Raw genomic sequence first — 21,598 nt, forward strand, 5'->3', positions numbered from 1 at the left:
GGAAGGCTCGCCACCCGCAATCGAGCGCTGACCGCTAGTATATCGGAATTTGCTGCACTGCGCCACATTTTGACGCATCGCCGCGCCATCTTCGGGCATCGGACGGCGCGGCCGGTCCGCTGGAACTGGCCGACGCCGGCCGGAACCTCAGGCCGCCTCGCCCCGCTTGAGCGATTCGACGAGTTCGACGTAGCGTGCCTTGGCGTCGTCGGCGGGCGTGCCTTGCAGCGCGGCCCACGCTTCGTATTTGTATTTGCCGGCGATATCCGTGAAGCCCGGCTTTTCGCCTTGCACGTCGCCGATGCTCGCCTGCTTGAAAAGCGCATAAAGCCGCAACAGCGTGAGATTGCCGGGACGCTCGGGCAGTTGAGTCACGTCGGACTGGGCTTGGGCGAATTGCTGATCGATGTCGGTCATGCGTTCTCCGTTGTTATCGAGATGGACCGGACGATCTTAGCAAGCGAGACGCGCGAGCCCGGTCGAGGCTTTCCTCCAACCGAGGACGCCTTCCAGGCGCCTTGCGGACGCGAATTGGATCGACCGCGTATCGCCGATCACGCGAATCCGGCGCATGTCCCGCATTACAATACCGGCTATGACACGCACCGTTTTGCTCGCCCTCGACACCTCGACGGAATTTTGCTCCGTCGCGCTCCTGCTCGCCGACAGCGCTTTCGCCGCCACTCCGAACTCCGCCGCGCCTCAATACGTGAACGGCGACACGCGCGTGTGGTTTCGCCACGAGGCGACCGGCGCCGTGTCGAGCACGCGCCTTTTGCCGGCCGTGCGCGAGCTTTTCGCCGACGCCGGGCTCGCGCTCGCCGACTGCGCGGCGATCGCATTCGGCGCGGGCCCGGGCTCGTTCACCGGCTTGCGCACGGCGACAGGCGTGGCGCAAGGCCTGGCGTTCGGTTTGAACGTGCCGGTCGTGCCGGTGAGCACGCTGCTCGCCTGCGCGGAGCACGCGCGCGTGAACGATCCGTCGATCCCGGCGCGCGTGCTAGCGGCGCTGGACGCCCGCATGGATGAAGCGTACTGGGCCGATTTCGAATTCGATGCCGCCGCCGGCGACTGGCGCACGCTGCATCCGGCCGCGCTCGATGCGCCCGGCGCGCTGCCTCTGCCCGACGTGCCGTTCGCGCTCGCGGGCAACGCCGCGTCCGCATTCGGCGATCGTCTGCCGGCGCTCGCCGCCGCCGCGCGTGTCGATCGCGAGGCGCTGCCGCACGCGTTGCCGGTCGCGCTCATCGGCTTGCGGGACTGGCGGGCTGGGCGCGCGGTCGCACCCGAACACGCCGCGCCCGAATATGTGCGCGACAAGGTCGCCCAGACGACGGCCGAACGCATGCAGGCTCGCGAGGAGGCGCTTCGGTGAGCGGCGTGCTGCTGGCCGATCGGTATCTCACACCGATGACGGAAGCGGACCTCGACGAAGTCGCCGCGGTCGAAAAGCTCGCCTACGAGTTTCCGTGGAGCCGCGGCAATTTTCAGGATTCGCTGCGCAATGGCTATTTCGGCGTGTGTCTGCGCCATGTGACCGGCACGCTGATCGGCTATTGCGTGCTGATGCCCGTCGTCGACGAGATGCATCTGCTCAATCTGTGCGTCGCACCGTCTGCGCAGCGGGCGGGGGCGGGTCTGACGCTTCTGCGCGAAGCGGTCCGCATCACGCGCGCGGAGAAGCTCGAAGGCGTGCTGCTCGAAGTGCGGCCGTCCAATCCGCGCGCGATCCAGCTCTACGAGCGTTTTGGCTTCGCGGCCATCGGACGCCGCAAGAACTATTACCCCGCGCGGCATCGCTCGCGCGAGGACGCAATCGTCATGCGTCTGTCGTTTACGGAGGAGACTGCGCATGGCGCTCGATGAAATGCTGATCGAAGAGTTGGGAATCGGGCCGGTCTGGGTACGGCGTGGGCTTGCGCCCGCGCCGAAGGTCGAGGAAGAGCGCACGCCTGAAGCGATCGCCACGATGGCGGAAGCACCCGCGCCCGTCGTCGTCGACATGCGGCCGGAGCCGAAGCCGCTCCAGTCCGCACAGCCCGAATCCGACGCGCCGCCGCTCGACGCCTACGACGATCTCCCCTGGACCGACGAAACGCCGCTCCATGTCGAGCCCGCCACCGCGGAAGCCCCGAGCGACATCCACACGCTCGGCTGGGATGCGCTCGCCGAACGCGTCGCGACCTGCGAGCGCTGCCGTCTGTGCGAGCGCCGCACGAACACGGTCTTCGGCGTCGGCGATCGCGAAGCCGACTGGATGCTGATCGGCGAAGCGCCGGGCGAGAACGAGGACAAGCAAGGCGAGCCGTTCGTCGGCCAGGCGGGCAAGCTGCTCGACAACATGCTGCGCGCGCTCACGCTGTCGCGGCAGACGAACGTCTATATCGCGAATGTCATCAAGTGCCGGCCGCCCGGCAACCGCAATCCCGAGCTCGACGAAGTCGCGCGCTGCGAGCCGTATCTGCAACGGCAGGTCGAACTCGTGAAGCCGAAGGTCATCGTCGCGATGGGACGCTTCGCCGCGCAGAGTCTGCTGAAGAACGAGGCGAGCATCGCATCGATGCGCGGACGCGTGCACGAGTATCGTGGCGTGCCGGTGGTCGTCACGTATCACCCGGCTTATTTGCTGCGCAGCCTGCAGGACAAGTCGAAGGCGTGGGCCGATCTCTGCCTCGCGCGCAATACGTATCGCGAGGCGCTCGCCGCGCTCGGCGTCGAGCAAGGAGCAGAGAAGGGCGGCGTCTGATGACGGCCCGGGCGAGCGATCTCACGGGTCTCGTCGATCGTTTCGGCGACGTCACGGTTCGCGATCTCGCCTGGCTTCTGTTCGCTCCCGATCTGCTGCGCGAAGGCGACGCCGCGCTCGCGCATCCGTTCGCGTCGACAGCGGAGCGCGACGCGACGCTCGTGTGGCTGAAGGCGCTCGATGCCGCGCCGCAGCCGCTGCACGATCACGCGCGCGATCCGAAGTTCACGCGCCTCGGCATCTACGCCGAGAGCCTCATCCGCTTTTTTCTCGCGCACGGTCCGGCGGCGCGCCTCATCGCGGCGAACGTGCCGTTGCGGCAACAGCGGCGCACCATCGGCGAATGCGATTTCCTGCTCGAATCGGCGGATGGCGCGCGGCTGCACTGGGAGCTGGCGGTGAAGTTCTACCTGCATATCGACGATAGCGACGGCGATGCGGCGCGCGCGGCGCGTCTGTCGAACTACGTCGGGCCGAATCTGCAGGATCGCTTCGATATCAAGCACGAGCGGCTTCTCACGCATCAACTGGCGCTGACGCGGCGCGCCGAGTTCGCGTTGCTCGGCTTCGACGGTCCGTGGCAGGCGCAGTTGTTCATCAAAGGCCGGCTTTTCTATCACGGGCTCGGCGGCGACGAGGTCGTGCCCGCGCGCGAAATAGGGGAGCACCATCTGCGCGGATGGTGGCTGACGGCGTCGGAATGGCGCGACGCGCGCTCGAATGCGTCGGACGATGAGCGCGCGTGGGTCGTGCAGCCGCGCATGGCGTGGCTCGCGTCGCGGCGGCTCAATGGGGATGCCGCCGAAACGCTGATCGCGGAATCGGATGCGATTCGCGCGCGTCTCGAAGGCACGATCGCGCCGACGATGGTTGCCGCCTACGCGCGCGACGAAGCGGGGAATTTCGTGGAGGAATCGCGAGGCTTCATCGTGCCGGACGACTGGCCGGAGCGCGCGCGGGCGTTCGCCGCGTCGGCGGAGTGATCACCGGCTGATCACCACCAGCGGAAAAAATGATGCACCGGACCCACGCCATGACCGACGTCGAGCCGCACGCTCGCTTCGATCGCGCCGGTCAGATAGCGCTTCGCCTCGGCGGTCGCGCTCGCAAGATCGTCGGTTTGCGCAATCAGCGCCGCGATCGCCGACGACAGCGTGCAGCCCGTGCCGTGCGTGTTCTTGAGCGGCACGCGCGCGCCGCCGAGCCTCAGTGCGCCCGCCGCCTCGATCAGCCAGTCGGGACTGTCGTTCGATGCAAGGTGGCCGCCTTTCATCAGCACGGCCCGCGCGCCGAGCGCGCGCAAGGCTTCGCCCTGACGGACCATCGCGTCTTCGTCGGCGGCGCTTTCGTCGCCTAACAGCGCCGCCGCTTCCGGCAGATTCGGCGTGACGAGCGTCGCGAGCGGCAGCAATTCGTCGCGCAACGCGGCAACGGCTTCCGGCGCGAGCAGCGCGTGATTGCTCTTCGAGATCATCACGGTGTCGAGCACAACATGTTTCGGCCGATGGCGCTTGAGCGCCTCGGCGACCGCGCGCACGATGCCCGCGTTCGCCAGCATGCCGATCTTCACGGCATCGATGCGGATGTCGTCGAACACGGCGTCGAGCTGCGCCGCGATGAACGCGGGCTCCGGCGCGTGAACGGCTGTCACGCCGCGCGTGTTTTGCGCGGTGAGCGCCGTGATGACGCTCGCGCCGTACGCGCCGAGCGCGGAGAACGCCTTCAGATCGGCCTGAATGCCCGCGCCGCCGCCCGAGTCGGAGCCGGCGATCGTGAGGACGTTCGGAATGGTTTTCGTGATTGCCATGAGCTTAGATGCGTGACTGTGCGATGGTCGCGGCAAGCGCCGAGGCCGCCGTGCGCGGATCGGCCGCCTTGCAGATCGCCGACACCACCGCGAGACCGGCCGGCTTCGCGCGCATGACGTCTGCGGCGTTATGCGCCTGAATGCCGCCGATCGCGACGGTCGGCACATGCGCGGCCGCGCAGATTTCAGCGAGACCGTCGATGCCGCAGGGCGTGGAGGCGTCGGTCTTGGTCGGCGTCGCGTACACCGGACCCGCGCCGAGATAATCGACGACGTCCGCGCGTTTCGCCGCGTCGGCGGTTTCATCGAGATTCGATACCGACAGGCCGATCAGCGCGTCCGGCCCGAGCAGTCGGCGCGCGACATCGGCGGGCAGATCGCGCTGGCCGATATGCACGCCATCCGCGCCGACAGCCAGCGCGACATCGACATGATCGTTGACGACAAACGGCACGCCGTGCGCGCGCGTGATCGGCAGCAAATCGCGCGCGAGTTCGAACCACGCGCGCTTGTGCCACTCGGGCGCGCGCAGTTGCACGATGGTCGCGCCGCCTTCGAGCGCGGCGCGCGCGACACGAACCGCCGCGTCATGACCGCCGCACTGCACGGGATCGAGCACGAGATAGAGCGAGAGATCGAACGAAGCGCGCATGTCAGCCGGCAACGATGTCGCGCTGCACGAGCGTCTTGCCGAACGCGGCTTCATCGAGCGATGCGAGCCGGTCCAGATACGCGACGGCGAAGCTGCCGGGCAGCGCGGCGTCGCGCGCGGCGAGTTCCCCCGCGATGGTCGAATAGGCGATGGCGGCGACGGTCGCGGACCAGAACGCGTCGCGATCCGGCGCCGCGCCGACGAACGCGGCCACCGTCGCGGACAACGCGCAGCCGACGCCCGTCACGCGCGTCATCAAGGGCGAGCCGTTCGACATCGCGATGACGCGGCGGCCATCGGTCACGTAATCGGTCTCGCCCGTGACCGCGACGACGGCCTGCGTCTTCAGCGCGAGCACCTGCGCGGCGTCGAGCGCGGCATCGGTGGCGGCGGTGCTGTCGACGCCGCGTCCGCTCGCTGCGCCCCCCGACAAGCTGATGATCTCCGACGCGTTGCCGCGGATCACCGCGGGCTTCGCATCGAGCAGATCGAACGCAAATTCCGTGCGAAACGCGAGCGGCCCGACCGCGACCGGATCGAGCACCCACGGCGTGCCCGCGCTGTTGGCGGCCTCGACGGCGGCGCGGATCGCGCGGCTCTGCGGCACGTCGAGCGTGCCGAGATTGACCGACAGCGCATTGGCGACGGCCGCGAATTCGCCGACTTCCTCGCGCGCGACGACCATCGCGGGCGCGGCGCCGATCGCGAGCAGCACGTTCGCGGTGAAGTTGGTGACGACGAGATTCGTGAGGCAATGCACGAGCGGCGCGCGTTCGCGCACGCGGGTGACGAAGGAAAAGAGATCGGCGGCAAGCATGATGCGAAGAGGGTCAGTGCCGCGCTTCGCCGATCAGCGCGACCGAATCGAACGCGCGCTGATTGGCCTGATGCCGTCGCATCACGAAGTACATCATGAGACACACGAACGAGCCGAACAGCACGATGACGAACTGGATCGGCACGTCGAGCCACACGAGCACGGCGTAGAGGCACAGCATGACGAGCACCGACAGGTTCTCGTTGAAGTTCTGCACGGCGATGGAATGCCCGGCGGAAAGCAGAACGTGCCCGCGATGCTGGAGCAGCGCGTTCATCGGCACGACGAAGAAGCCCGACAGGCCGCCGACGATCATCAGGAACACATATGCGATCAGCAGATAGCCGGGGAAGTGCATCTTGCCGAAGTAGATGCCCCAGTGCGCGGGAAAGAGATGGCGCGTGTAGAAGGCCATCAGCATGACGGCGAGTCCCATGACGATGCCTACCGGCAGCACGCTGAGCGAGCGCTTGAGCGGCACGCGCGCGGCCGCGAGCACCGCGCCCGCCGCGACGCCGACCGCGATCACCGCCTGCAGGATCGCTGCCTGCGAGAGCGTCATGCCGAGCGACACTTCGGCCCATTTCAGCACGATGAACTGCAGCGTCGCGCCTGCGCCCCAGAAGAGCGTCGTGACGGCGAGCGAGATCTGGCCGAGCTTGTCGCGCCAGAGCACGAGAAAGCAGTCGGCGAAATCGGTGATGAGCTTGAGCGGCCGCGTCTCCTGCTTCGGATAGCGCGCGCCGGTGTCGGGAATGCGCAGATTGAAGATCGCGGCGATCACGTACATCAGCATGATGACGAGCATTGCGGCTTCGGCGGGCGTGTTGATGCGCGGAATGTGCAGCGACAGCAGATGACTCGCGATATGCGGACTGATGAGCGCGCCGCCCATGACCGTGCCGAGGATGATCGAGCCGACCGTCGTGCCTTCGATCCAGCCGTTCGCGGCGACGAGCCGATCGGCTGGCAGGAGCTCGGTCAGAATGCCGTATTTCGCGGGCGAATAGGCCGCCGCGCCGAACCCGACGATGCCATACGCGAGCAACGGATGCGCGCCGAAGAGCATCGTCACGCAGCCCACGACCTTGATCGAATTGGTCACGAACATGACGTGGCCCTTGGGCCGGGAATCCGCGAAAGCGCCGACGAAAGCCGCGAGAATCACATACGACAGGACGAAGAACAGCTTGAGCAGCGGCGTCATCCAGTTCGGGGCGTGAAGGTCTTTCAGCAGTGCAATGGCAGCGATCAGTAGAGCGTTATCGGCCAGCGATGAGAAAAACTGCGCGGCCATGATGGTGTAAAAACCTTTTTTCATCTGATCCGAAGCTTTCCTCACTGCGGGTGATCCGCCCCGGGCACCGGTCGTGCACTCGGGCTTATGCCTTTCGAAATGGGTTGTGTGCACGGCTTTATAACACGAAAATAGGCGCATTCTGACTAGCAGTAATCTCGATCGCGCCAGAAATGACGCGCCTGTGTTCGTGATTCCTCATAACATACTGATTCGCAAGGCGTCCCGGTCGGCGCAGCAGGACGCGTCCCGCTCGCGTATGCTGGCCTTTTAGACCGCACTCGTTGCAATTCCACCAAACGCTCATGCCGCGCCCCCTTTCAGCAACAATTCACACCGCCGCGCTCGCCAACAACCTGGCCGTTGCACGCAAGTACGCCCCGAAATCCAAGATCTGGGCCGTCGTCAAGGCCAATGCATATGGCCACGGTCTCGCCCGGGCGTTCCCCGGTTTGCGCGCAACGGACGGCTTTGGCCTTCTCGACCTCGAAGAAGCCGCGAAGTTGCGTGAATTGGGGTGGGCCGGGCCAATTCTTTTGCTCGAGGGCTTTTTCCGGCCGACCGACATCGACGTGATCGACCGCTATAGCCTCACCACGGCCGTGCACTGCGACGAGCAGTTGCGGATGCTGGAAATGGCGCGGCTGTCGAAACCGGTCAACATTCAGTTGAAGATGAACAGCGGCATGAACCGGCTCGGCTATACGCCCGAGAAGTTCCGCGCCGCGTGGGAGCGCGCGCGCGCCGTGCAGGGCGTCGGCCAGATCACGCTCATGACCCATTTTTCCGATGCCGATGGCCCGCGCGGCGTCGCGCATCAACTGGAAGCGTTCGAACGCGGCGCGGAAGGCATCGCGGGCGCGCGCAGTCTCGCGAACTCGGCGGCGCTCTTGTGGCACCCGGGCGCGCACTTCGACTGGGTGCGGCCCGGCATCATGCTGTACGGCGCATCGCCGTCGGGCGTGACCGCGGATATCGCCGATACCGGCCTCAAGCCCGCGATGACGCTCCAGTCCGAGCTGATCGCCGTGCAGACGGTCGACGCGGGGAGCAGCATCGGTTATGGCTCGACGTATACAGCGGGAACGCCGATGCGCATCGGCGTGGTCGCGTGCGGCTACGCGGACGGCTATCCGCGCGTGGCGCCCGAAGGCACGCCCGTGATCGTCGACGGCGCGAGAACGCGGCTCGTCGGCCGCGTGTCGATGGATATGCTGACCGTCGATCTGACGCCGTGCCCGAACGCCGGCATCGGTTCGCGCGTGGAACTGTGGGGCGCGAATCTGCCGATCGACGATGTCGCGAGCTCGGCCGGCACGATCGGCTACGAACTCATGTGCGCGATCGCGCAACGCGTGCCGGTGCGCGCGGAATAAAACACGAAATCAACAACAAGAAATCAGGCAAGGCTTCGAGTGGCAAAAGTAGCGAAGGCAAAAACGCTGTATGTGTGCAGCGAATGCGGCGGGGAATCGCCGAAGTGGACCGGCCAGTGCGCCGCATGCAACGCGTGGAACACGCTGACCGAATCGGTGGCGCAGACGGCGTCGAACCATCGCTTCCAGGCGCTCGCGAAGAGTTCGCCGGTGCGCAAGCTCGCGGAAATCGAGGCGTCGGACGTGCCGCGCTTCACGACGGGCGTCGGCGAATTCGATCGCGTGCTGGGCGGCGGGCTCGTGCCGGGCGGCGTCGTGCTGATCGGCGGCGATCCGGGCATCGGCAAATCGACATTGCTACTGCAATCGCTCGCCGAAATCGCGCGCGAGCGGCCGGCGCTCTACGTGAGCGGTGAGGAATCCGGCGCGCAGATCGCGCTGCGCGCGCAGCGGCTCGGACTGATCGGCGGCGCGAGCGCCGCGGGCGATCTCGCGCTGCTCGCGGAAATTCAGCTCGAAAAGATCCAGGCGACCATCGATGAGCAACGGCCTGAAGTCGCCGTCATCGACTCGATTCAGACGATCTACTCGGAAGCGCTGACGTCCGCGCCCGGCTCCGTCGCGCAAGTGCGCGAGTGCGCGGCGCAACTCACGCGCATCGCCAAGCAGACGGGCACGTCGATCATCATGGTCGGCCACGTGACGAAAGAGGGCAGCCTCGCGGGACCGCGCGTGCTGGAGCACATCGTCGATACCGTGCTGTATTTCGAAGGCGACACGCACTCGTCGTTCAGGCTCGTGCGCGCGTTCAAGAATCGCTTCGGCGCCGTCAACGAGCTCGGCGTCTTCGCCATGACGGAAAAGGGCTTGCGCGGCGTCGCCAATCCGTCGGCGCTATTTTTGTCGCAGCACGAGCAGAGCGTCGCGGGTTCGTGCGTGCTCGTGACGCAGGAAGGTTCGCGGCCGCTGCTCGTCGAAGTGCAGGCGCTCGTCGATACCGCGCACGTGCCCAATCCGCGCCGGCTCGCGGTCGGGCTGGAACAAAACCGGCTGGCGCTGTTGCTGGCGGTGCTGCATCGGCACGCGGGAATTGCGTGTTTCGATCAGGACGTGTTCCTGAACGCGGTCGGCGGCGTGAAGATCACCGAGCCCGCCGCCGATCTCGCCGTGCTGCTCGCGATCCACTCGTCGATGCGCAACAAGCCGCTGCCGAAGGGTCTCATTACGTTCGGCGAGGTGGGCTTGGCGGGTGAAATCCGGCCGTCTCCGCGCGGGCAGGATCGCCTGAAGGAAGCGGCGAAGCTAGGCTTTTCCGTCGCGCTCATTCCGAAGGCGAACGCGCCCAAGCAGGCCATCGACGGTCTGAAGGTGATCGCCGTGGACCGCATCGAGGAAGCGATCGACCGCGTTCGCGACCTCGAATGATTTCGCGATCGGACCCTTCGTAACGGCGTGTAAAAATCCCGTTGCGCAATGTAACCCAACGGACGCGCGGTTTTCCTATCCTTACAGGGCTACGGACCCGGCCAACTTCGCCAAGGGCATTTCAACACGCGAAGTGACCGGAAGGATCGAGAGGACCACGCATTGAAACACGCTAATTCAGCCCGGCCGAAGCCCGCTTTCCACCTGCGCGGATGCCGCGTCTCCGCGCCGCTTCAGCAGCCTTGGGGCAGCGGCTGCCGGATCGTCGAATGGATCGACGAGCAAGGCCAGATCTCGCGTCGCGTCGTCGCGGCCGATGTCACTGAGGATCAAGTCGTCGCGACCATTCGCGAGCATGTGACGGGCCGCAAGCATGTGCTCGTCGACGACGAACGTCAGCCGCGTCAGGTCTTGCCGCGGCGTTAGGCGCTTCTGAAAAGCGGGTGTGCCGCCGCTTCGGCAGGCGTCAGCACGGGCGCGACGCAGCAATCGAGCGGCTCCAGCAACGTCATCCATTCGTCGCGCGTGCGTTCGCGGAAAATCGCGGCAAGCTGCGCGGACAAGTCTGCCGCGTCCGCACCGCCAATCGCCTGTCCGAGGCTCCAGTGCCGCGTCGCCCAATCGGGACGGCCGAGCGCTTCGCACAAGGTCTGCCAGAACTTCAGCTCCAGCGCGCCGACCGCGACGAAACGGTCATCGCGCGTGCGATACACGTCATAGCAGGGCGCGCCGCCGTTCAGCAGGCCAGCGCCCGCGCGCGTCGTGGCTTCGTCGGCATTGGCGAGCGCGATATGCGCCATCACGTTGTGCGCGTGCGCCGCGTGCGTCATCGACACATTCAGGCAACGTCCTTCGCCGCCGCGCGCGACGTGCCACGCCGCCGCCAGTATTTCCATGACCGCCGAAAGCGCGCCGCCGAGCAGATCCGCCAACTGGAAATTCGGCGCGATGGGGGTGCCGTCGCGCGCCGCGAGCTGATCCAGCACGCCCGCATACGCGATGTAGTTCAGATCGTGTCCGGCCTTCTGCGCGAACGGTCCCTCGCTGCCGAAACCGGTGATCGCGCAATAGACGAGCTTCGGATTTGCCTCGCGCAGCACGTCGTAGCCGACGCCCAGCCGCGCCATCACCGAAGGTCGAAAGCTCTCGACGAGCACGTCTGCATCGCGCGCAAGTTCGATCAATTTCGCGCGGCCTTCGTCCGTTTTGAGATCGAGCGTGAGCTGCCGCTTTCCGCGATTGACGATGCGATAAAACGCGCTCGGCGTGCCGCTTTGCCGATCGGCTTCGCTTTGCAGCATCGTGCGGGTGTAGTCGCCTTCGCCCGGCGGCTCGATCTTGAGCACATCGGCGCCGAGTTCCGCGAGCCGTAGCGTGGCGATGGGGCCGGGTAGAAGCCGCGTCAGATCCAGCACGCGCAGGCCGGTGAGGGAAGGCGTCGTCAAGTTGTCGATCTCCTGTTATGAGCCGATCTGCTCCAGTTCCTCGTGCGCTTCGAGCCACTCCATTTCGAGCGTTTCGAGGCGCGCATTCACTTCGCCCTGGCGTCGGATCGTCTCAGTGAGTTTCGCTTTCATCGGCGCTTCGTAGCTCGCCGGATCGGCGACGAACGCATCGAGTGCCGATTTTTCCGCGTTGAGCTTTTCCATCTCTTTCTCGATCTTGGCGATGCGCGACTTGAGCGGCTTCGTCAGATGCGCAAGCTTTTGCCGTTCCTGAGCTTCCTGCCGGCGCTGTTCCTTGCGATTGAGCGCGCTGTCGGACGCCTCGCCCGAGGCCGCGGCGCTCGCTTCCTTCGCCGCCGCGCGCGTTTCGGCGGCGTGCTGCAGAAGCCAGTCGCGGTAGTCGTCGAGATCGCCGTCGAACGGACTCAGGCGATGCTTCGCGACGAGCATGAACGTGTCGGTCGTCGCGCGCAGCAAGTGCCGGTCGTGCGACACGAGTATGAGCGTGCCTTCGAACTGCGCGAGCGCCATGGTCAGCGCGTGGCGCGTTTCGAGGTCGAGGTGGTTGGTCGGCTCGTCGAGCAGCAGCAGATTCGGCTTTTGCCAGATGATGAGCGCCAGCGCGAGCCGCGCCTTCTCGCCGCCGGAAAAGGGCGCGATCTTCGCGGTCGCCATGTCGCCGGAGAAGTTGAAGCTGCCGAGAAAGTCGCGCAGTTCCTGCTCGCGCGTGTCGGGTGCGAGGCGCGCGAGATGCTGGAGCGGGGAATCGTCCGGGCGCAGCGTTTCCAGTTGATGCTGCGCGAAATAGCCGATCTGCAAGCCTTTGCCCTGCCGGACGTCGCCGGAAAGCGGTTCGAGCGTCTGCGCGAGCGTCTTGATGAGCGTCGATTTCCCCTGACCGTTCGCGCCGAGCAAGCCGATGCGCTGGCCGTTCTGGATCGACAGCGTCACGCCTTCGACGATTGGAATCTCGCCGCCCGCGTCGTTGTGATAGCCGCAACGCACGCTCTCCATGACCATCATCGGATTCGGCGCGGCGTCGGGCTCGCGGAATTCGAACGTGAAGGGCGAGGTTGCGTGCGCGGGCGCGATCAGCTCCATCTTCTCCAGCGCCTTCACGCGGCTTTGCGCCTGCTTGGCTTTGGTCGCCTTGGCCTTGAATCGGTCGATGAAACTCTGCAGATGCGCGACTGTCCTTTGCTGCTTCTCGTACGCGCTTTGTTGCAGCGCGATCTGCTGCGCGCGCAGCACTTCGAACTGGCTGTAGTTGCCGCCGTAGCGCTTCACCTGACGATTTTCCAGATGCAGCGTGACGTTGCAGACCGAATCGAGGAACTCACGGTCGTGCGAGATCACGACGAGCGTGCCCGCATAGCGCCCGAGCCAGTCTTCCAGCCAGACGATGGCGTCGAGGTCCAGGTGGTTGGTCGGTTCGTCGAGCAGCAGCAGATCGGACGGACACATCAGCGCCTGCGCGAGATTCAGGCGCATGCGCCAGCCGCCCGAGAAGCTCGACACCGGCTCGCGCGTCTGCTCGAGCGTGAAGCCGAGACCGAGCAGCAGCGTTTCGGCGCGCGCGGGCGCCGTGTAGCCATCGGCATCGGCGAAGGCGGCGTGGGCTTCCGCTTCGGCCGCGCCGTCATGCGCGGCGGACGCGGCCACGATGCGCGCCTCGATCGCACGCAGATGCGTGTCGCCGTCGAGCGTGTAGTCGAGTGCGCTGCGATCCACGGCGGGCGTTTCCTGCGCGACGTGCGCGATGCGCCACGACGGCGGCATCGAAAAGTCGCCGCCGTCCGCGTGCAATTCGCCGCGCAGCACGGAAAAGAGCGTCGACTTGCCCGCGCCGTTTGCGCCGACAAGACCGGCCTTCTCGCCCGGATTGAGCGTGAAGCTCGTGTCTTCGAAAAGCGGCTTGGTGCCGCGGGACAGGCTGAACTGGTTGAAGCGGATCACGTCGGAATGGCGGCGAAAAGGGCGCGGCTTTGAGGGAAAGCGCTATTTTAGACCGGACCGATTGCGCGGCAGGGGTCGGCCGTTCGGCTAATGGCGGGCGAACGCGCGACGGGTTAGCATCGCGTGACTTTCATCGAATTTTTCCGGAGCACGCCATGAGCACAGCCAGCGAAGGCATCTACGGCTTCTCGGCCGAAACACTCGACGGCGCGACCGTCAGCCTCGACAAGTACCGCGGCAAGGTTCTGCTCATCGTGAATACGGCGAGCGAATGCGGATTCACACCGCAGTACCAGGGTTTGCAGGAGGTTTATCGACAGTACGCGGCGCGCGGTTTCGAGGTGCTCGGCTTTCCGTGCAACCAGTTCGGCAAGCAGGAACCGGGCGATGCCGGGCAAATCGGCGCTTTCTGCGAGCAAAACTACGGCGTCACGTTTCCGATGTTCGCGAAGATCGAGGTGAACGGCTCCAACGCGCATCCGCTCTACAAGTATCTGAAGGACAAGGAACCGGGCCTGCTCGGCATCGAAGCGATCAAGTGGAATTTCACGAAGTTTCTCGTCGATCGCAGTGGCAAGGTCATCAAGCGCTATGCGCCGCAGACCAAGCCGGAATCGATCACCGACGACATCGAAAAGCTGCTCTGACGCCGCTCAGAGAATCGGCGAGAAAAGCCGCGCGACGTGCATCGCCATGCGCCGCCAGAAGGCCTTGCCGCGATAGTCATTGGCGTCGATCTCGAACGAATGCGCGAAGTCGGCGAGCAGCATGGTTTCCACTTCGCTAGCGAACGCGCGATCGACGGTCAGCACCGTGATTTCGAAGTTCAGGCGAAACGAGCGATTGTCGAGATTCGCGCTGCCGATCGACGCGGCGATGCCGTCGACGAGCACGACCTTCTGATGCAGAAATCCCGGCTTGTAGCGGAAGATGCGAACGCCCGCCTGCACGAGGTCGTACGCGTAAAGCCGCGACGCCGCGAACACCACGCGATGATCGCGCCGGCTCGGAATCAGGATGCGTACGTCGACGCCACGCATCACGGCGAGCCGCAGCGCCGAGAACACGGCTTCGTCGGGAATCAGATAGGGCGATGTGATCCAGATGCGCTCGCGCGCCGCGTTGATCGCCTCGACAAAGAAAAGCGAACAGGTTTCCTGTTTGTCCGCCGGGCCGCTCGACAGCACCATGCAGTGCATGTTCTCGCCGGAATGCGGCGCGGGGCCGAGTTCCGGCAGGCGTTGCGTCGCCCAGTACCAGTCTTCGGTGAACACGAACTGAATGCTCGCGACCGCCGGGCCGCGCACTTCGATATGCGTGTCGCGCCACGGCGAAAGCCGCGGATTGCCGCCGAGATATTCGACGCCCACGTTGTGCCCGCCGACGAACGCGCATTTGCCGTCCACCACGAAGATCTTCCGATGATTGCGGAAGTTGATCTGGAAACGGTGCACGAACTTGCGGGTGGCCGCGAACGGATGCGCCTCGACGCCGCCCGCCCGCAGCGCATTGACGTAGCGATGCGGCAGGTCGAAGCTGCCGATGCTGTCATAGAGGAAGTACACGCGCACGCCGGCCTGAGCTTTTTTGATGAGCGCGTCCTTGAGCATTTCGCCGAGCGCATCGGCGCGCACGATGAAGAACTGCACGACCACATAGCGTTCGGCGCCGGCGATCGCTTCGAGAATCGCGGCGAACGTCGCGTCGCCGTTGATGAGCACGCGGGCCGAGTTGCCGCGCAAGAACGGCATGCCGGACAGGCGCTGCAGCGTGCGGATCGTCGGATTGCCGAGATAAGCGGCAGGCCCCGGCGCGATTTCGCCGCGCGCGCCGGTGGAATCGACGAGCGGAGCGGCTTCGGGCGCATCGCTGCGGGCGCCGGAATCCCATTCGGCAGGCTTCGAACGGCTGCGCAGGATCTCGATTTCCAGCCGCCGTTCGTCGATATAGCCGGCGAACTTGCTGCGGCCGAGGAAGAGATACGGGATCAGCGTGAAGTAGGGCATCGCGACGAGCGACACGGCCCACGCGACCGCGCCTTGCGACGTGCGTGTGTTGATGACGGCATGGATCGCGGCGATCACGCCGAGCACATGCGCGGCCATCACGAGCGTGCCGAGGTGAAGCCAGTCGGATGCTTGCATAGACGCGGGAAGGAGCTAAGGGCTTGGCTAATGGCGATTTGCCATATTACCCAACCCTTCCACGCGAAGTGTCAGCGATCGTTGCAGCGCTTGCGCCGCCGCAACGACCGCTCACGGAGAAGCGGACGCTCAGGCCGGAAGGTCGGCGGCCTGGATGAGGAACACGTTGTCGTCGCCGGCGCTCGTCGAGAGCCAGACGAGATCGAGGCCGCCGAGCGCGGCTTCGACATTCGGGCGCTCATTGCCGATCTCGACGACGAGCACGCCGTCCTCGGTCAGCCACTTGCCCGCGTCGCGCACGATGCGCCGTACCACGTCCATGCCGTCCGCGCCGCCCGCGAGCGCGAGCTCGGGTTCGTGGCGGTACTCTGCCGGCAGCGCCTGCATCGCGTCCGCGTTGACGTACGGCGGATTCGTGATGATGACCTCGTAGCGCGCCTCGGGAAGCGGCGCGTACAGGTCGCCTTCGTAGAGGCTCACGCGCTCTTCCAGACCGTAATCGTCCACATTGCGGCGCGCGACCGCGAGCGCATCGGCGGAAATGTCGACGGCATCGACATCGGCGTTTTCGAAGGCCTGCGCCGCGAGAATCGCGAGGCAGCCCGAGCCGGTGCACAGTTCGAGCACGCGCGTGACCTGATCCGGATCGGCCACATACGGCTGCAAGCCGTCCTGCAGCAACTCGCCGATGAACGAGCGCGGCACGATCACGCGTTCATCGACGTAAAAGCGGCGGCCGTGCATCCACGCTTCCTGCGTGATGTACGCGGCGGGAATGCGTTCCTTCGCGCGGCGCTCGATGACTTTCATGACCGCGTCGATCTCGTGGTCGAGCAGGCGCGCGTCGAGGAACGGATCGAGCGTGTCGAGCGGCAGATGCAGCGTATGCAGGATCAGATACGCGGCTTCGTCGTAGGCATTGGACGAGCCGTGGCCGAAGGACAAGCCCGCTTCGGTGAAACGCGAGACGCCGAAGCGCAGCAGGTCGCGCACGGTGGTGAAGGGCAGCGCCATCGAAGGCTCCTTTTTATTGTCGGATTTGAATTAGGCGATCAGTGCTTCGAGCACGCGGCGGTACACGTTCTTCAACGGTTCGATGAAGCGCACTTCGACATGCTCGTCGATCTTGTGGATCGTGCCGTTCGGCGGGCCGAATTCGACGACCTGATCGCAGATTTGCGCGATGAAGCGTCCGTCGGACGTGCCGCCCGTAGTAGACAGCTCGGTGCGCACGCCGGTTTCATCGGCGATGGCTTTTTCGAGCGCGTCGGACAGCGCACCGCGCGGGGTGAGAAACGGCAGGCCGCTCACGATCCACTGCAGGTCGTATTCGAGGCCGTGCTTGTCAAGGATCGCGTGGACGCGGCTTTGCAGGCTCTCGACCGTGCTCGCGGTCGAGAAGCGGAAGTTGAACATCAGGTCGGCATGACCGGGAATGATGTTGGTCGCGCCGGTGCCCGAATGCAGGTTCGACACTTGCCAGGTTGTCGGCGGGAAATATTCGTTGCCGTCGTCCCATTTTTCGGCGACGAGCTCGGCGAGCGCGGGCGCGAGCAGATGCACCGGATTCTTCGCGAGATGCGGATACGCGATATGCCCCTGCACGCCCTTGACGACGAGCTTGCCCGTCATCGAGCCGCGCCGGCCGTTCTTGACCATGTCGCCGAGCGTGGCGTTCGAAGTCGGCTCGCCGACGATGCAGTAATCGAGCCGCGTGCCGCGCGCCTTCAGCGCTTGAACGACCTTGATCGTGCCGTCGGTCGCGGGGCCTTCTTCATCGCTCGTGATGAGAAACGCGAGCGTACCGCGATGTTCCGGATGCTGCGCGACGAATTCCTCGCTCGACACGACGAACGCCGCGAGCGACGCCTTCATGTCCGCCGCGCCGCGACCGTAGAGTTTGCCGTCGCGATGCGTCGGGGTGAAGGGCGGCGAGCTCCACTGTTCGAGCGGGCCGGTCGGCACGACGTCGGTATGGCCGGCGAAGGCGAGCAGCTTGCCGCTTGCGTCCGTGCCGCGCCTGACGGCCCACAGGTTCGTGACGCCGCCCGATTCGATCGTTTCGCATTCGAAGCCGATCGCCGCGAGCCGCTCGATCATGAGCGCCTGGCAAGCCTTGTCGTCGGGCGTGACGGATGCGCGTTCGATCAGCGCTTCGGTAAGGGAAAGGGTGCCGGACATGGTTCTTTTTCCACAGCGATAAAAAATGCCGGCGCGCGGGCCGGCACTCGTAGCAAGCTCGCGATGACCGTCGGATTCACAGTCATCGCATCGGCTCAGGCAAAGAGCGTTTCGTACTGCTCGGCGGAAAATCCGAGCGTCTTCACGCGTCCGTTCACCACCACGACCGGCCGCTTGATGATCGACGGCTTGTGGATCATCAGCGCGATCGCGCCGTTGGTCGTGTCGGCTTCGGCCTTGTGCACGTCCGACAGGCCGCGCCACGTCGTGCCGCGCTTGTTGATGAGCTGATCGAGCGATACGTCCTTCAGCCAGTCCTGAACCAGCTTCTCGTTCACGCCGGCTTTCTTGAAGTCGTGAAACTCGAACGGCACGCCGTGCTCTTCCAGCCACACGCGCGCCTTCTTCACCGTGTCGCAGTTCGGAATGCCGTAGACGACAGTCGTCGGGGTGGATCCGCGTGCCAAAATCAGTCGCCTCGCAGCAGTTCGTTCAGGCCGACTTTCGCGCGCGTCTTGGCGTCGACCTTCTTCACGATGACCGCGCAGTACAGGCTGTGCGAGCCGTCCTTCGACGGCAGGTTGCCCGCGACGACGACCGAGCCCGCCGGAATGCGGCCGTACGTGACTTCGCCGGTTTCGCGATCGTAGATCTTCGTCGACTGGCCGAGATACACGCCCATCGAGATGACGGAATTCTCTTCGACGATCACGCCTTCCACGACTTCCGAACGCGCGCCGATGAAGCAGTTGTCCTCGATGATGACCGGGTTCGCCTGCAGCGGCTCCAGCACGCCGCCGATGCCCACGCCGCCCGACAGGTGTACGTTCTTGCCGATCTGCGCGCACGAGCCGACGGTCGCCCACGTATCGACCATCGTGCCTTCGTCGACATATGCGCCGATGTTGGTGTAAGACGGCATCAGCACGACGTTCTTCGCGATGAACGAGCCGCGGCGCGCGATGGCCGGCGGCACGACGCGGAAACCGCCCGCCGCGAAGTCTTCGGCCGTGTAGTTCGCGAACTTCGAGGGCACCTTGTCGTAGAACTGCGTGTAGTTGTAAGACCCGCCACCGGCAGGCATCGGCGCGTTGTCTTCCAGTCGGAACGACAGCAGCACGGCCTTCTTGAGCCACTGATTCACGACCCAGTCGCCATCGCGCTTTTCGGCGACGCGCATCTGGCCTTTGTCGAGCTGCTCGATCGCATGCGCGACGGCTTCGCGGACTTCGGCGGGCGCGGCCTTGGGCGACAGCTCGGCGCGGTTTTCCCAGGCGGTATCGATGATGCTCTGAAGTTGTTGCGACATAGTTGGTATCAAGGATGGGTAGTTGGGCCGGCTACGTTTCAGAACCGTTTGTCAGGAACTGAGCGTGCGGCAGAATTCGACGATGCGGCGAGCGCCTTCGACACATTCCCCGGTTTCAGCGACGAGCGCGATGCGCACGAAACCTTCGCCGGGATTCGCGCCGTGCGCCGTGCGAGCGAGAAAGGAGCCCGGCAGAACCGTCACATTATAGTCGGCGTAAAGGCGTGCAGCGAACTGGGTATCGGTGAGCCCGGTGCCCGAAACGTTCGCCCAGAGGTAGAACGCGGCGTCGGGCAAACGCACGTCGAGGACGTCCGCGAGCATCGGCGTGACCGTCTGGAATTTTTTCAGATACTGCGCGCGGTTGTCGCGCACGTGCGTTTCATCCTGCCACGCGACGATGCTCGCGCGCTGAAACACCGTCGACAGCGCCGCGCCGTGATACGTGCGATAGAGCAGGAAGTCCTTCAGGATCGACGCATCGCCCGCGACGAAGCCCGAACGCATGCCCGGCACGTTCGAGCGCTTGGACAGGCTCGACAGCATCACGAGACGGTCGAAGTTGCGATTGAGCAGCCGCGCGGCTTCGAGGCCGCCGAGCGGCGGATTGCTTTCGTCGAAATAGATCTCCGAATAACACTCGTCCGATGCGATCACGAAGCCGTGCCTGTCCGACAGCGCGAAGAGTTCGCGCCAGTTTTCGAGCGTGAGCACGGCGCCCGTCGGGTTGCCCGGCGAGCAGACGTAGAGCAGTTGCGTGCGCGCCCAGATCTCTTCGGGCACCGCCGAGTAATCGCACGCGAAGTTGCGCGCCGGATCGCTGTTGACGAAGTACGGCTCGGCGCCCGCGAGCAGGGCCGCGCCTTCGTAGATTTGATAGAACGGGTTCGGACAGAGTACGATGGGCGGTTCTGCGGCCTTGTTCGTGCGGCTGTCGATCACGGTCTGCGCGAGCGCGAAAAGCGCCTCGCGCGAGCCGGAGACAGGCAGCACTTCGGTTGCCGGATCGATCGATTCGAGGCCGTAACGCTGCATCACCCATGCCGCGATCGCGCGGCGCAACGGCTCGCTGCCGAGCGTCGCCGGGTAGCTCGCGAGGCCGTCGAGCGAATCGGCCACCGCATCGCGGATCAGCGCGGGCGTCGGATGCTTCGGCTCGCCGATGCCGAAGCTGATCGGCGTGAATCCCGCGCGCGGCTCGATGCCCTTGAAGAGCAGACGAAGCTTTTCGAATGGATAAGACTGAAGTTTCTCGAGAAGTGGATTCACGGCGTGACCGGTAAGCAGTGAGCGATGCGCGCGAGGCGAGAAGCGCCTGCGAGCGCGGCAATCGGAAGAATCGAACGGACGTGAAACGAACTCACGATTATAGCGCGTGGCGTCGCGCCGGAAACGGCGGGCGGCGCGCGCCACGAAGGACGAAAACACGAGTGATGCCGGACGCAATGCAAGGACCATCTCGATGACGAGCAGCGTGCGCAATGCATGGCCGACGCTCGCAATCATGCTCGGCGCGTCGGTGTGGGGCCTTGTCTGGTATCCGATGCGGATGCTTGCCGCCATGGGCCTCTCCGGCACGGCCGCGAGCGCGACGACGAGCGCCGCCGCGTGCGTCTTCGTGCTCGTCGCGAAACGCCGCTCGATCAGTACGCTGTCGTGGCACTGGCTGCTCGTCGGGCTCGGCGTGGCCGCGGGCGTGACCAATATCGGTTTCGTGTGGGGCGCGATCCACGGTCAGGTGATGCGCGTGCTGCTGCTCTTCTATCTGACGCCCGCGTGGACCGCGATCTTCGCGCACTTCATCCTGAAAGAGCGTCTCACGCGCGCCGACGCCGCGCTCTCGCTCCTCTCGCTCGCGGGCGCGGTCACCATGCTCTGGTCGCCCGAACTCGGCATGCCGCTGCCGGCCGATCTCGCCGAATGGTCGGGTCTGATGGGCGGCATGGGCTTCGCGATGAGCAACGTGCTCGTCGTGAAAGTCACCCGTACGCTGCCCGCGATGAAGCCCGAGATGCGCACGGCGGTGATCTTCGGCGGCGCGGCGCTCATCGCGTCCATCGTCACGCTGTTCGAGCCGATGCCCGCGCCGCCCGCAGCCGCTCTCTTGCCGACCGTGAGCCTGATCGTGATCGGGCTGGGCGTCGTGCTCGCCGGCAACAACATGATCGTGCAACTCGGCCTCGCGCGCGTGCCGGCCAATCGTGCGTCGATCATCATGCTGTTCGAACTCGTCGTCACGGCGCTGTCGGCGTGGCTCTTCGCAGGCGAAGTCCCCGGAGCGCGAGAATGGGCGGGCGGCGCGTGCATCGTCGTTGCATGCGTGCTGTCGGCGTGGGTGCATCGGCCGCGGGCAGCGCGCTCGCCTTCGTCCGCAGCGTCCGACTTCGCGATAGAAGTGCCGGAAAGCAAAAAGAAATCGACGCGCGCGATGGTATGATGGAGT

22 protein-coding genes are annotated in these 21,598 nt (G+C 65.4%); 9 read left to right on the top strand and 13 right to left on the bottom strand.

What is annotated here, in order from left to right:
* Window positions 1–147: 147 nt before the first annotated feature.
* Window positions 148–417, bottom strand: a complete 270-nt coding sequence (locus QCE49_RS05340; protein WP_008350142.1) for an acyl-CoA-binding protein — start codon at window positions 415–417, stop codon at window positions 148–150.
* 178 nt (window positions 418–595) lie between these two features.
* Here QCE49_RS05340 and tsaB point away from each other — a divergent pair, with 178 nt between their 5' ends.
* From tsaB to QCE49_RS05360, 4 genes are read left to right on the top strand one after another with little or no spacing between them, the layout of a single operon-like run.
* The gene (gene tsaB / locus QCE49_RS05345) at window positions 596–1,375 is read left to right on the top strand and encodes a tRNA (adenosine(37)-N6)-threonylcarbamoyltransferase complex dimerization subunit type 1 TsaB (protein WP_250456414.1); all 780 of its coding nucleotides are present in this window, start codon (window positions 596–598) and stop codon (window positions 1,373–1,375) included.
* Window positions 1,372–1,866, top strand: coding sequence for a ribosomal protein S18-alanine N-acetyltransferase (gene rimI / locus QCE49_RS05350; protein ID WP_008350138.1), 495 nt, complete (start codon window positions 1,372–1,374; stop codon window positions 1,864–1,866). The genes tsaB and rimI overlap by 4 nt, the downstream gene beginning before the upstream one ends.
* The gene (locus QCE49_RS05355) at window positions 1,853–2,746 is read left to right on the top strand and encodes a uracil-DNA glycosylase (protein WP_250434551.1); all 894 of its coding nucleotides are present in this window, start codon (window positions 1,853–1,855) and stop codon (window positions 2,744–2,746) included. Before rimI ends, QCE49_RS05355 begins: the two co-directional genes overlap by 14 nt.
* A complete protein-coding gene (locus QCE49_RS05360; RefSeq protein WP_250456413.1) occupies window positions 2,746–3,729 on the top strand; it encodes a DUF1853 family protein in 984 nt (327 codons plus the stop codon). The genes QCE49_RS05355 and QCE49_RS05360 overlap by 1 nt, the downstream gene beginning before the upstream one ends.
* A gap of 11 nt (window positions 3,730–3,740) precedes the next feature.
* Here the strand turns inward: QCE49_RS05360 and thiD are convergent, their stop codons facing one another.
* The 4 genes from thiD to lplT are packed head-to-tail and all read right to left on the bottom strand — an operon-like array spanning window position 3,741 to window position 7,343.
* The gene (gene thiD / locus QCE49_RS05365) at window positions 3,741–4,547 is read right to left on the bottom strand and encodes a bifunctional hydroxymethylpyrimidine kinase/phosphomethylpyrimidine kinase (RefSeq protein WP_034472154.1); all 807 of its coding nucleotides are present in this window, start codon (window positions 4,545–4,547) and stop codon (window positions 3,741–3,743) included.
* Between the two features lie 10 nt (window positions 4,548–4,557).
* Window positions 4,558–5,205 carry a thiamine phosphate synthase gene (thiE, locus tag QCE49_RS05370; protein ID WP_175979973.1) on the bottom strand — a complete coding sequence of 216 codons (648 nt, stop codon included), beginning with the start codon at window positions 5,203–5,205 and terminating at the stop codon, window positions 4,558–4,560.
* 1 nt (window position 5,206) lies between these two features.
* Window positions 5,207–6,022: a hydroxyethylthiazole kinase gene (gene thiM, locus QCE49_RS05375; RefSeq protein WP_034472006.1), complete on the bottom strand. Its 816-nt coding sequence runs from the start codon at window positions 6,020–6,022 to the stop codon at window positions 5,207–5,209.
* 13 nt (window positions 6,023–6,035) lie between these two features.
* On the bottom strand, window positions 6,036–7,343 hold the full coding sequence (gene lplT, locus QCE49_RS05380) for a lysophospholipid transporter LplT (RefSeq protein ID WP_008350127.1): 1,308 nt from the start codon (window positions 7,341–7,343) through the stop codon (window positions 6,036–6,038).
* A 281-nt stretch (window positions 7,344–7,624) separates the two neighbouring features.
* Between lplT and alr the strand changes: the two genes are divergently transcribed.
* The 3 genes from alr (at window position 7,625) to QCE49_RS05395 (ending at window position 10,546) form a co-directional block, all read left to right on the top strand.
* Window positions 7,625–8,695: an alanine racemase gene (alr, locus tag QCE49_RS05385; protein ID WP_034472003.1), complete on the top strand. Its 1,071-nt coding sequence runs from the start codon at window positions 7,625–7,627 to the stop codon at window positions 8,693–8,695.
* A gap of 39 nt (window positions 8,696–8,734) precedes the next feature.
* Entirely contained in the window at window positions 8,735–10,120 is a 1,386-nt protein-coding gene (gene radA / locus QCE49_RS05390; RefSeq protein WP_175979974.1) for a DNA repair protein RadA, read from the top strand.
* 162 nt (window positions 10,121–10,282) lie between these two features.
* A complete protein-coding gene (locus tag QCE49_RS05395; RefSeq protein WP_008350121.1) occupies window positions 10,283–10,546 on the top strand; it encodes a DUF2866 domain-containing protein in 264 nt (87 codons plus the stop codon).
* Here the strand turns inward: QCE49_RS05395 and QCE49_RS05400 are convergent.
* Window positions 10,543–11,565, bottom strand: coding sequence for a CaiB/BaiF CoA-transferase family protein (locus QCE49_RS05400; RefSeq protein WP_034471999.1), 1,023 nt, complete (start codon window positions 11,563–11,565; stop codon window positions 10,543–10,545). The two genes, QCE49_RS05395 and QCE49_RS05400, sit on opposite strands and share 4 nt — an antisense overlap.
* 15 nt (window positions 11,566–11,580) lie before the next feature.
* The gene (locus tag QCE49_RS05405; RefSeq protein ID WP_008350117.1) at window positions 11,581–13,521 is read right to left on the bottom strand and encodes an ATP-binding cassette domain-containing protein; all 1,941 of its coding nucleotides are present in this window, start codon (window positions 13,519–13,521) and stop codon (window positions 11,581–11,583) included.
* Window positions 13,522–13,676: 155 nt separating this feature from the next.
* Between QCE49_RS05405 and QCE49_RS05410 the strand changes: the two genes are divergently transcribed.
* Window positions 13,677–14,168, top strand: a complete 492-nt coding sequence (locus tag QCE49_RS05410; RefSeq protein WP_250439607.1) for a glutathione peroxidase — start codon at window positions 13,677–13,679, stop codon at window positions 14,166–14,168.
* A gap of 6 nt (window positions 14,169–14,174) precedes the next feature.
* Here QCE49_RS05410 and cls read toward each other — a convergent pair whose 3' ends face one another.
* From cls to dapC, 6 genes are all read right to left on the bottom strand, one after another.
* Entirely contained in the window at window positions 14,175–15,665 is a 1,491-nt protein-coding gene (gene cls, locus QCE49_RS05415; RefSeq protein WP_309805777.1) for a cardiolipin synthase, read from the bottom strand.
* 129 nt (window positions 15,666–15,794) lie between these two features.
* A complete protein-coding gene (gene prmB, locus QCE49_RS05420; RefSeq protein WP_008350110.1) occupies window positions 15,795–16,679 on the bottom strand; it encodes a 50S ribosomal protein L3 N(5)-glutamine methyltransferase in 885 nt (294 codons plus the stop codon).
* Window positions 16,680–16,709: 30 nt separating this feature from the next.
* On the bottom strand, window positions 16,710–17,846 hold the full coding sequence (dapE, locus tag QCE49_RS05425) for a succinyl-diaminopimelate desuccinylase (RefSeq protein ID WP_175979977.1): 1,137 nt from the start codon (window positions 17,844–17,846) through the stop codon (window positions 16,710–16,712).
* 95 nt (window positions 17,847–17,941) lie between these two features.
* Window positions 17,942–18,313 (bottom strand): ArsC family reductase, encoded by a 372-nt coding sequence (locus QCE49_RS05430; RefSeq protein ID WP_008350107.1) that lies wholly within the window; start codon window positions 18,311–18,313, stop codon window positions 17,942–17,944.
* 2 nt (window positions 18,314–18,315) lie between these two features.
* Window positions 18,316–19,155 carry a 2,3,4,5-tetrahydropyridine-2,6-dicarboxylate N-succinyltransferase gene (dapD, locus tag QCE49_RS05435; protein ID WP_175979978.1) on the bottom strand — a complete coding sequence of 280 codons (840 nt, stop codon included), beginning with the start codon at window positions 19,153–19,155 and terminating at the stop codon, window positions 18,316–18,318.
* A 51-nt stretch (window positions 19,156–19,206) separates the two neighbouring features.
* A complete protein-coding gene (dapC, locus tag QCE49_RS05440) occupies window positions 19,207–20,424 on the bottom strand; it encodes a succinyldiaminopimelate transaminase (RefSeq protein WP_250456412.1) in 1,218 nt (405 codons plus the stop codon).
* 193 nt (window positions 20,425–20,617) lie between these two features.
* Here dapC and QCE49_RS05445 point away from each other — a divergent pair, with 193 nt between their 5' ends.
* Window positions 20,618–21,592 (top strand): DMT family transporter, encoded by a 975-nt coding sequence (locus QCE49_RS05445; protein ID WP_309805779.1) that lies wholly within the window; start codon window positions 20,618–20,620, stop codon window positions 21,590–21,592.
* Window positions 21,593–21,598: the final 6 nt, after the last annotated feature.

This window comes from Caballeronia sp. LZ008 (assembly GCF_031451435.1).
GTDB classification, from domain to species: Bacteria; Pseudomonadota; Gammaproteobacteria; order Burkholderiales; family Burkholderiaceae; genus Caballeronia; species Caballeronia zhejiangensis.

Excerpts from the sequence above, each read along its gene's own strand:
- QCE49_RS05355 (WP_250434551.1), top strand. The coding sequence starts at position 1,853 with ATGGCGCTCGATGAAATGCTGATCGAAGAGTTGGGAATCGGGCCGGTC.
- thiM (WP_034472006.1), bottom strand. The coding sequence starts at position 6,022 with ATGCTTGCCGCCGATCTCTTTTCCTTCGTCACCCGCGTGCGCGAACGC.
- QCE49_RS05410 (WP_250439607.1), top strand. The coding sequence starts at position 13,677 with ATGAGCACAGCCAGCGAAGGCATCTACGGCTTCTCGGCCGAAACACTC.
- QCE49_RS05445 (WP_309805779.1), top strand. The coding sequence starts at position 20,618 with ATGACGAGCAGCGTGCGCAATGCATGGCCGACGCTCGCAATCATGCTC.
- lplT (WP_008350127.1), bottom strand. The coding sequence starts at position 7,343 with ATGAAAAAAGGTTTTTACACCATCATGGCCGCGCAGTTTTTCTCATCG.
- alr (WP_034472003.1), top strand. The coding sequence starts at position 7,625 with ATGCCGCGCCCCCTTTCAGCAACAATTCACACCGCCGCGCTCGCCAAC.
- QCE49_RS05360 (WP_250456413.1), top strand. The coding sequence starts at position 2,746 with ATGACGGCCCGGGCGAGCGATCTCACGGGTCTCGTCGATCGTTTCGGC.
- dapD (WP_175979978.1), bottom strand. The coding sequence starts at position 19,155 with ATGTCGCAACAACTTCAGAGCATCATCGATACCGCCTGGGAAAACCGC.
- tsaB (WP_250456414.1), top strand. The coding sequence starts at position 596 with ATGACACGCACCGTTTTGCTCGCCCTCGACACCTCGACGGAATTTTGC.
- thiE (WP_175979973.1), bottom strand. The coding sequence starts at position 5,205 with ATGCGCGCTTCGTTCGATCTCTCGCTCTATCTCGTGCTCGATCCCGTG.
- cls (WP_309805777.1), bottom strand. The coding sequence starts at position 15,665 with ATGCAAGCATCCGACTGGCTTCACCTCGGCACGCTCGTGATGGCCGCG.
- prmB (WP_008350110.1), bottom strand. The coding sequence starts at position 16,679 with ATGGCGCTGCCCTTCACCACCGTGCGCGACCTGCTGCGCTTCGGCGTC.
- dapE (WP_175979977.1), bottom strand. The coding sequence starts at position 17,846 with ATGTCCGGCACCCTTTCCCTTACCGAAGCGCTGATCGAACGCGCATCC.
- QCE49_RS05340 (WP_008350142.1), bottom strand. The coding sequence starts at position 417 with ATGACCGACATCGATCAGCAATTCGCCCAAGCCCAGTCCGACGTGACT.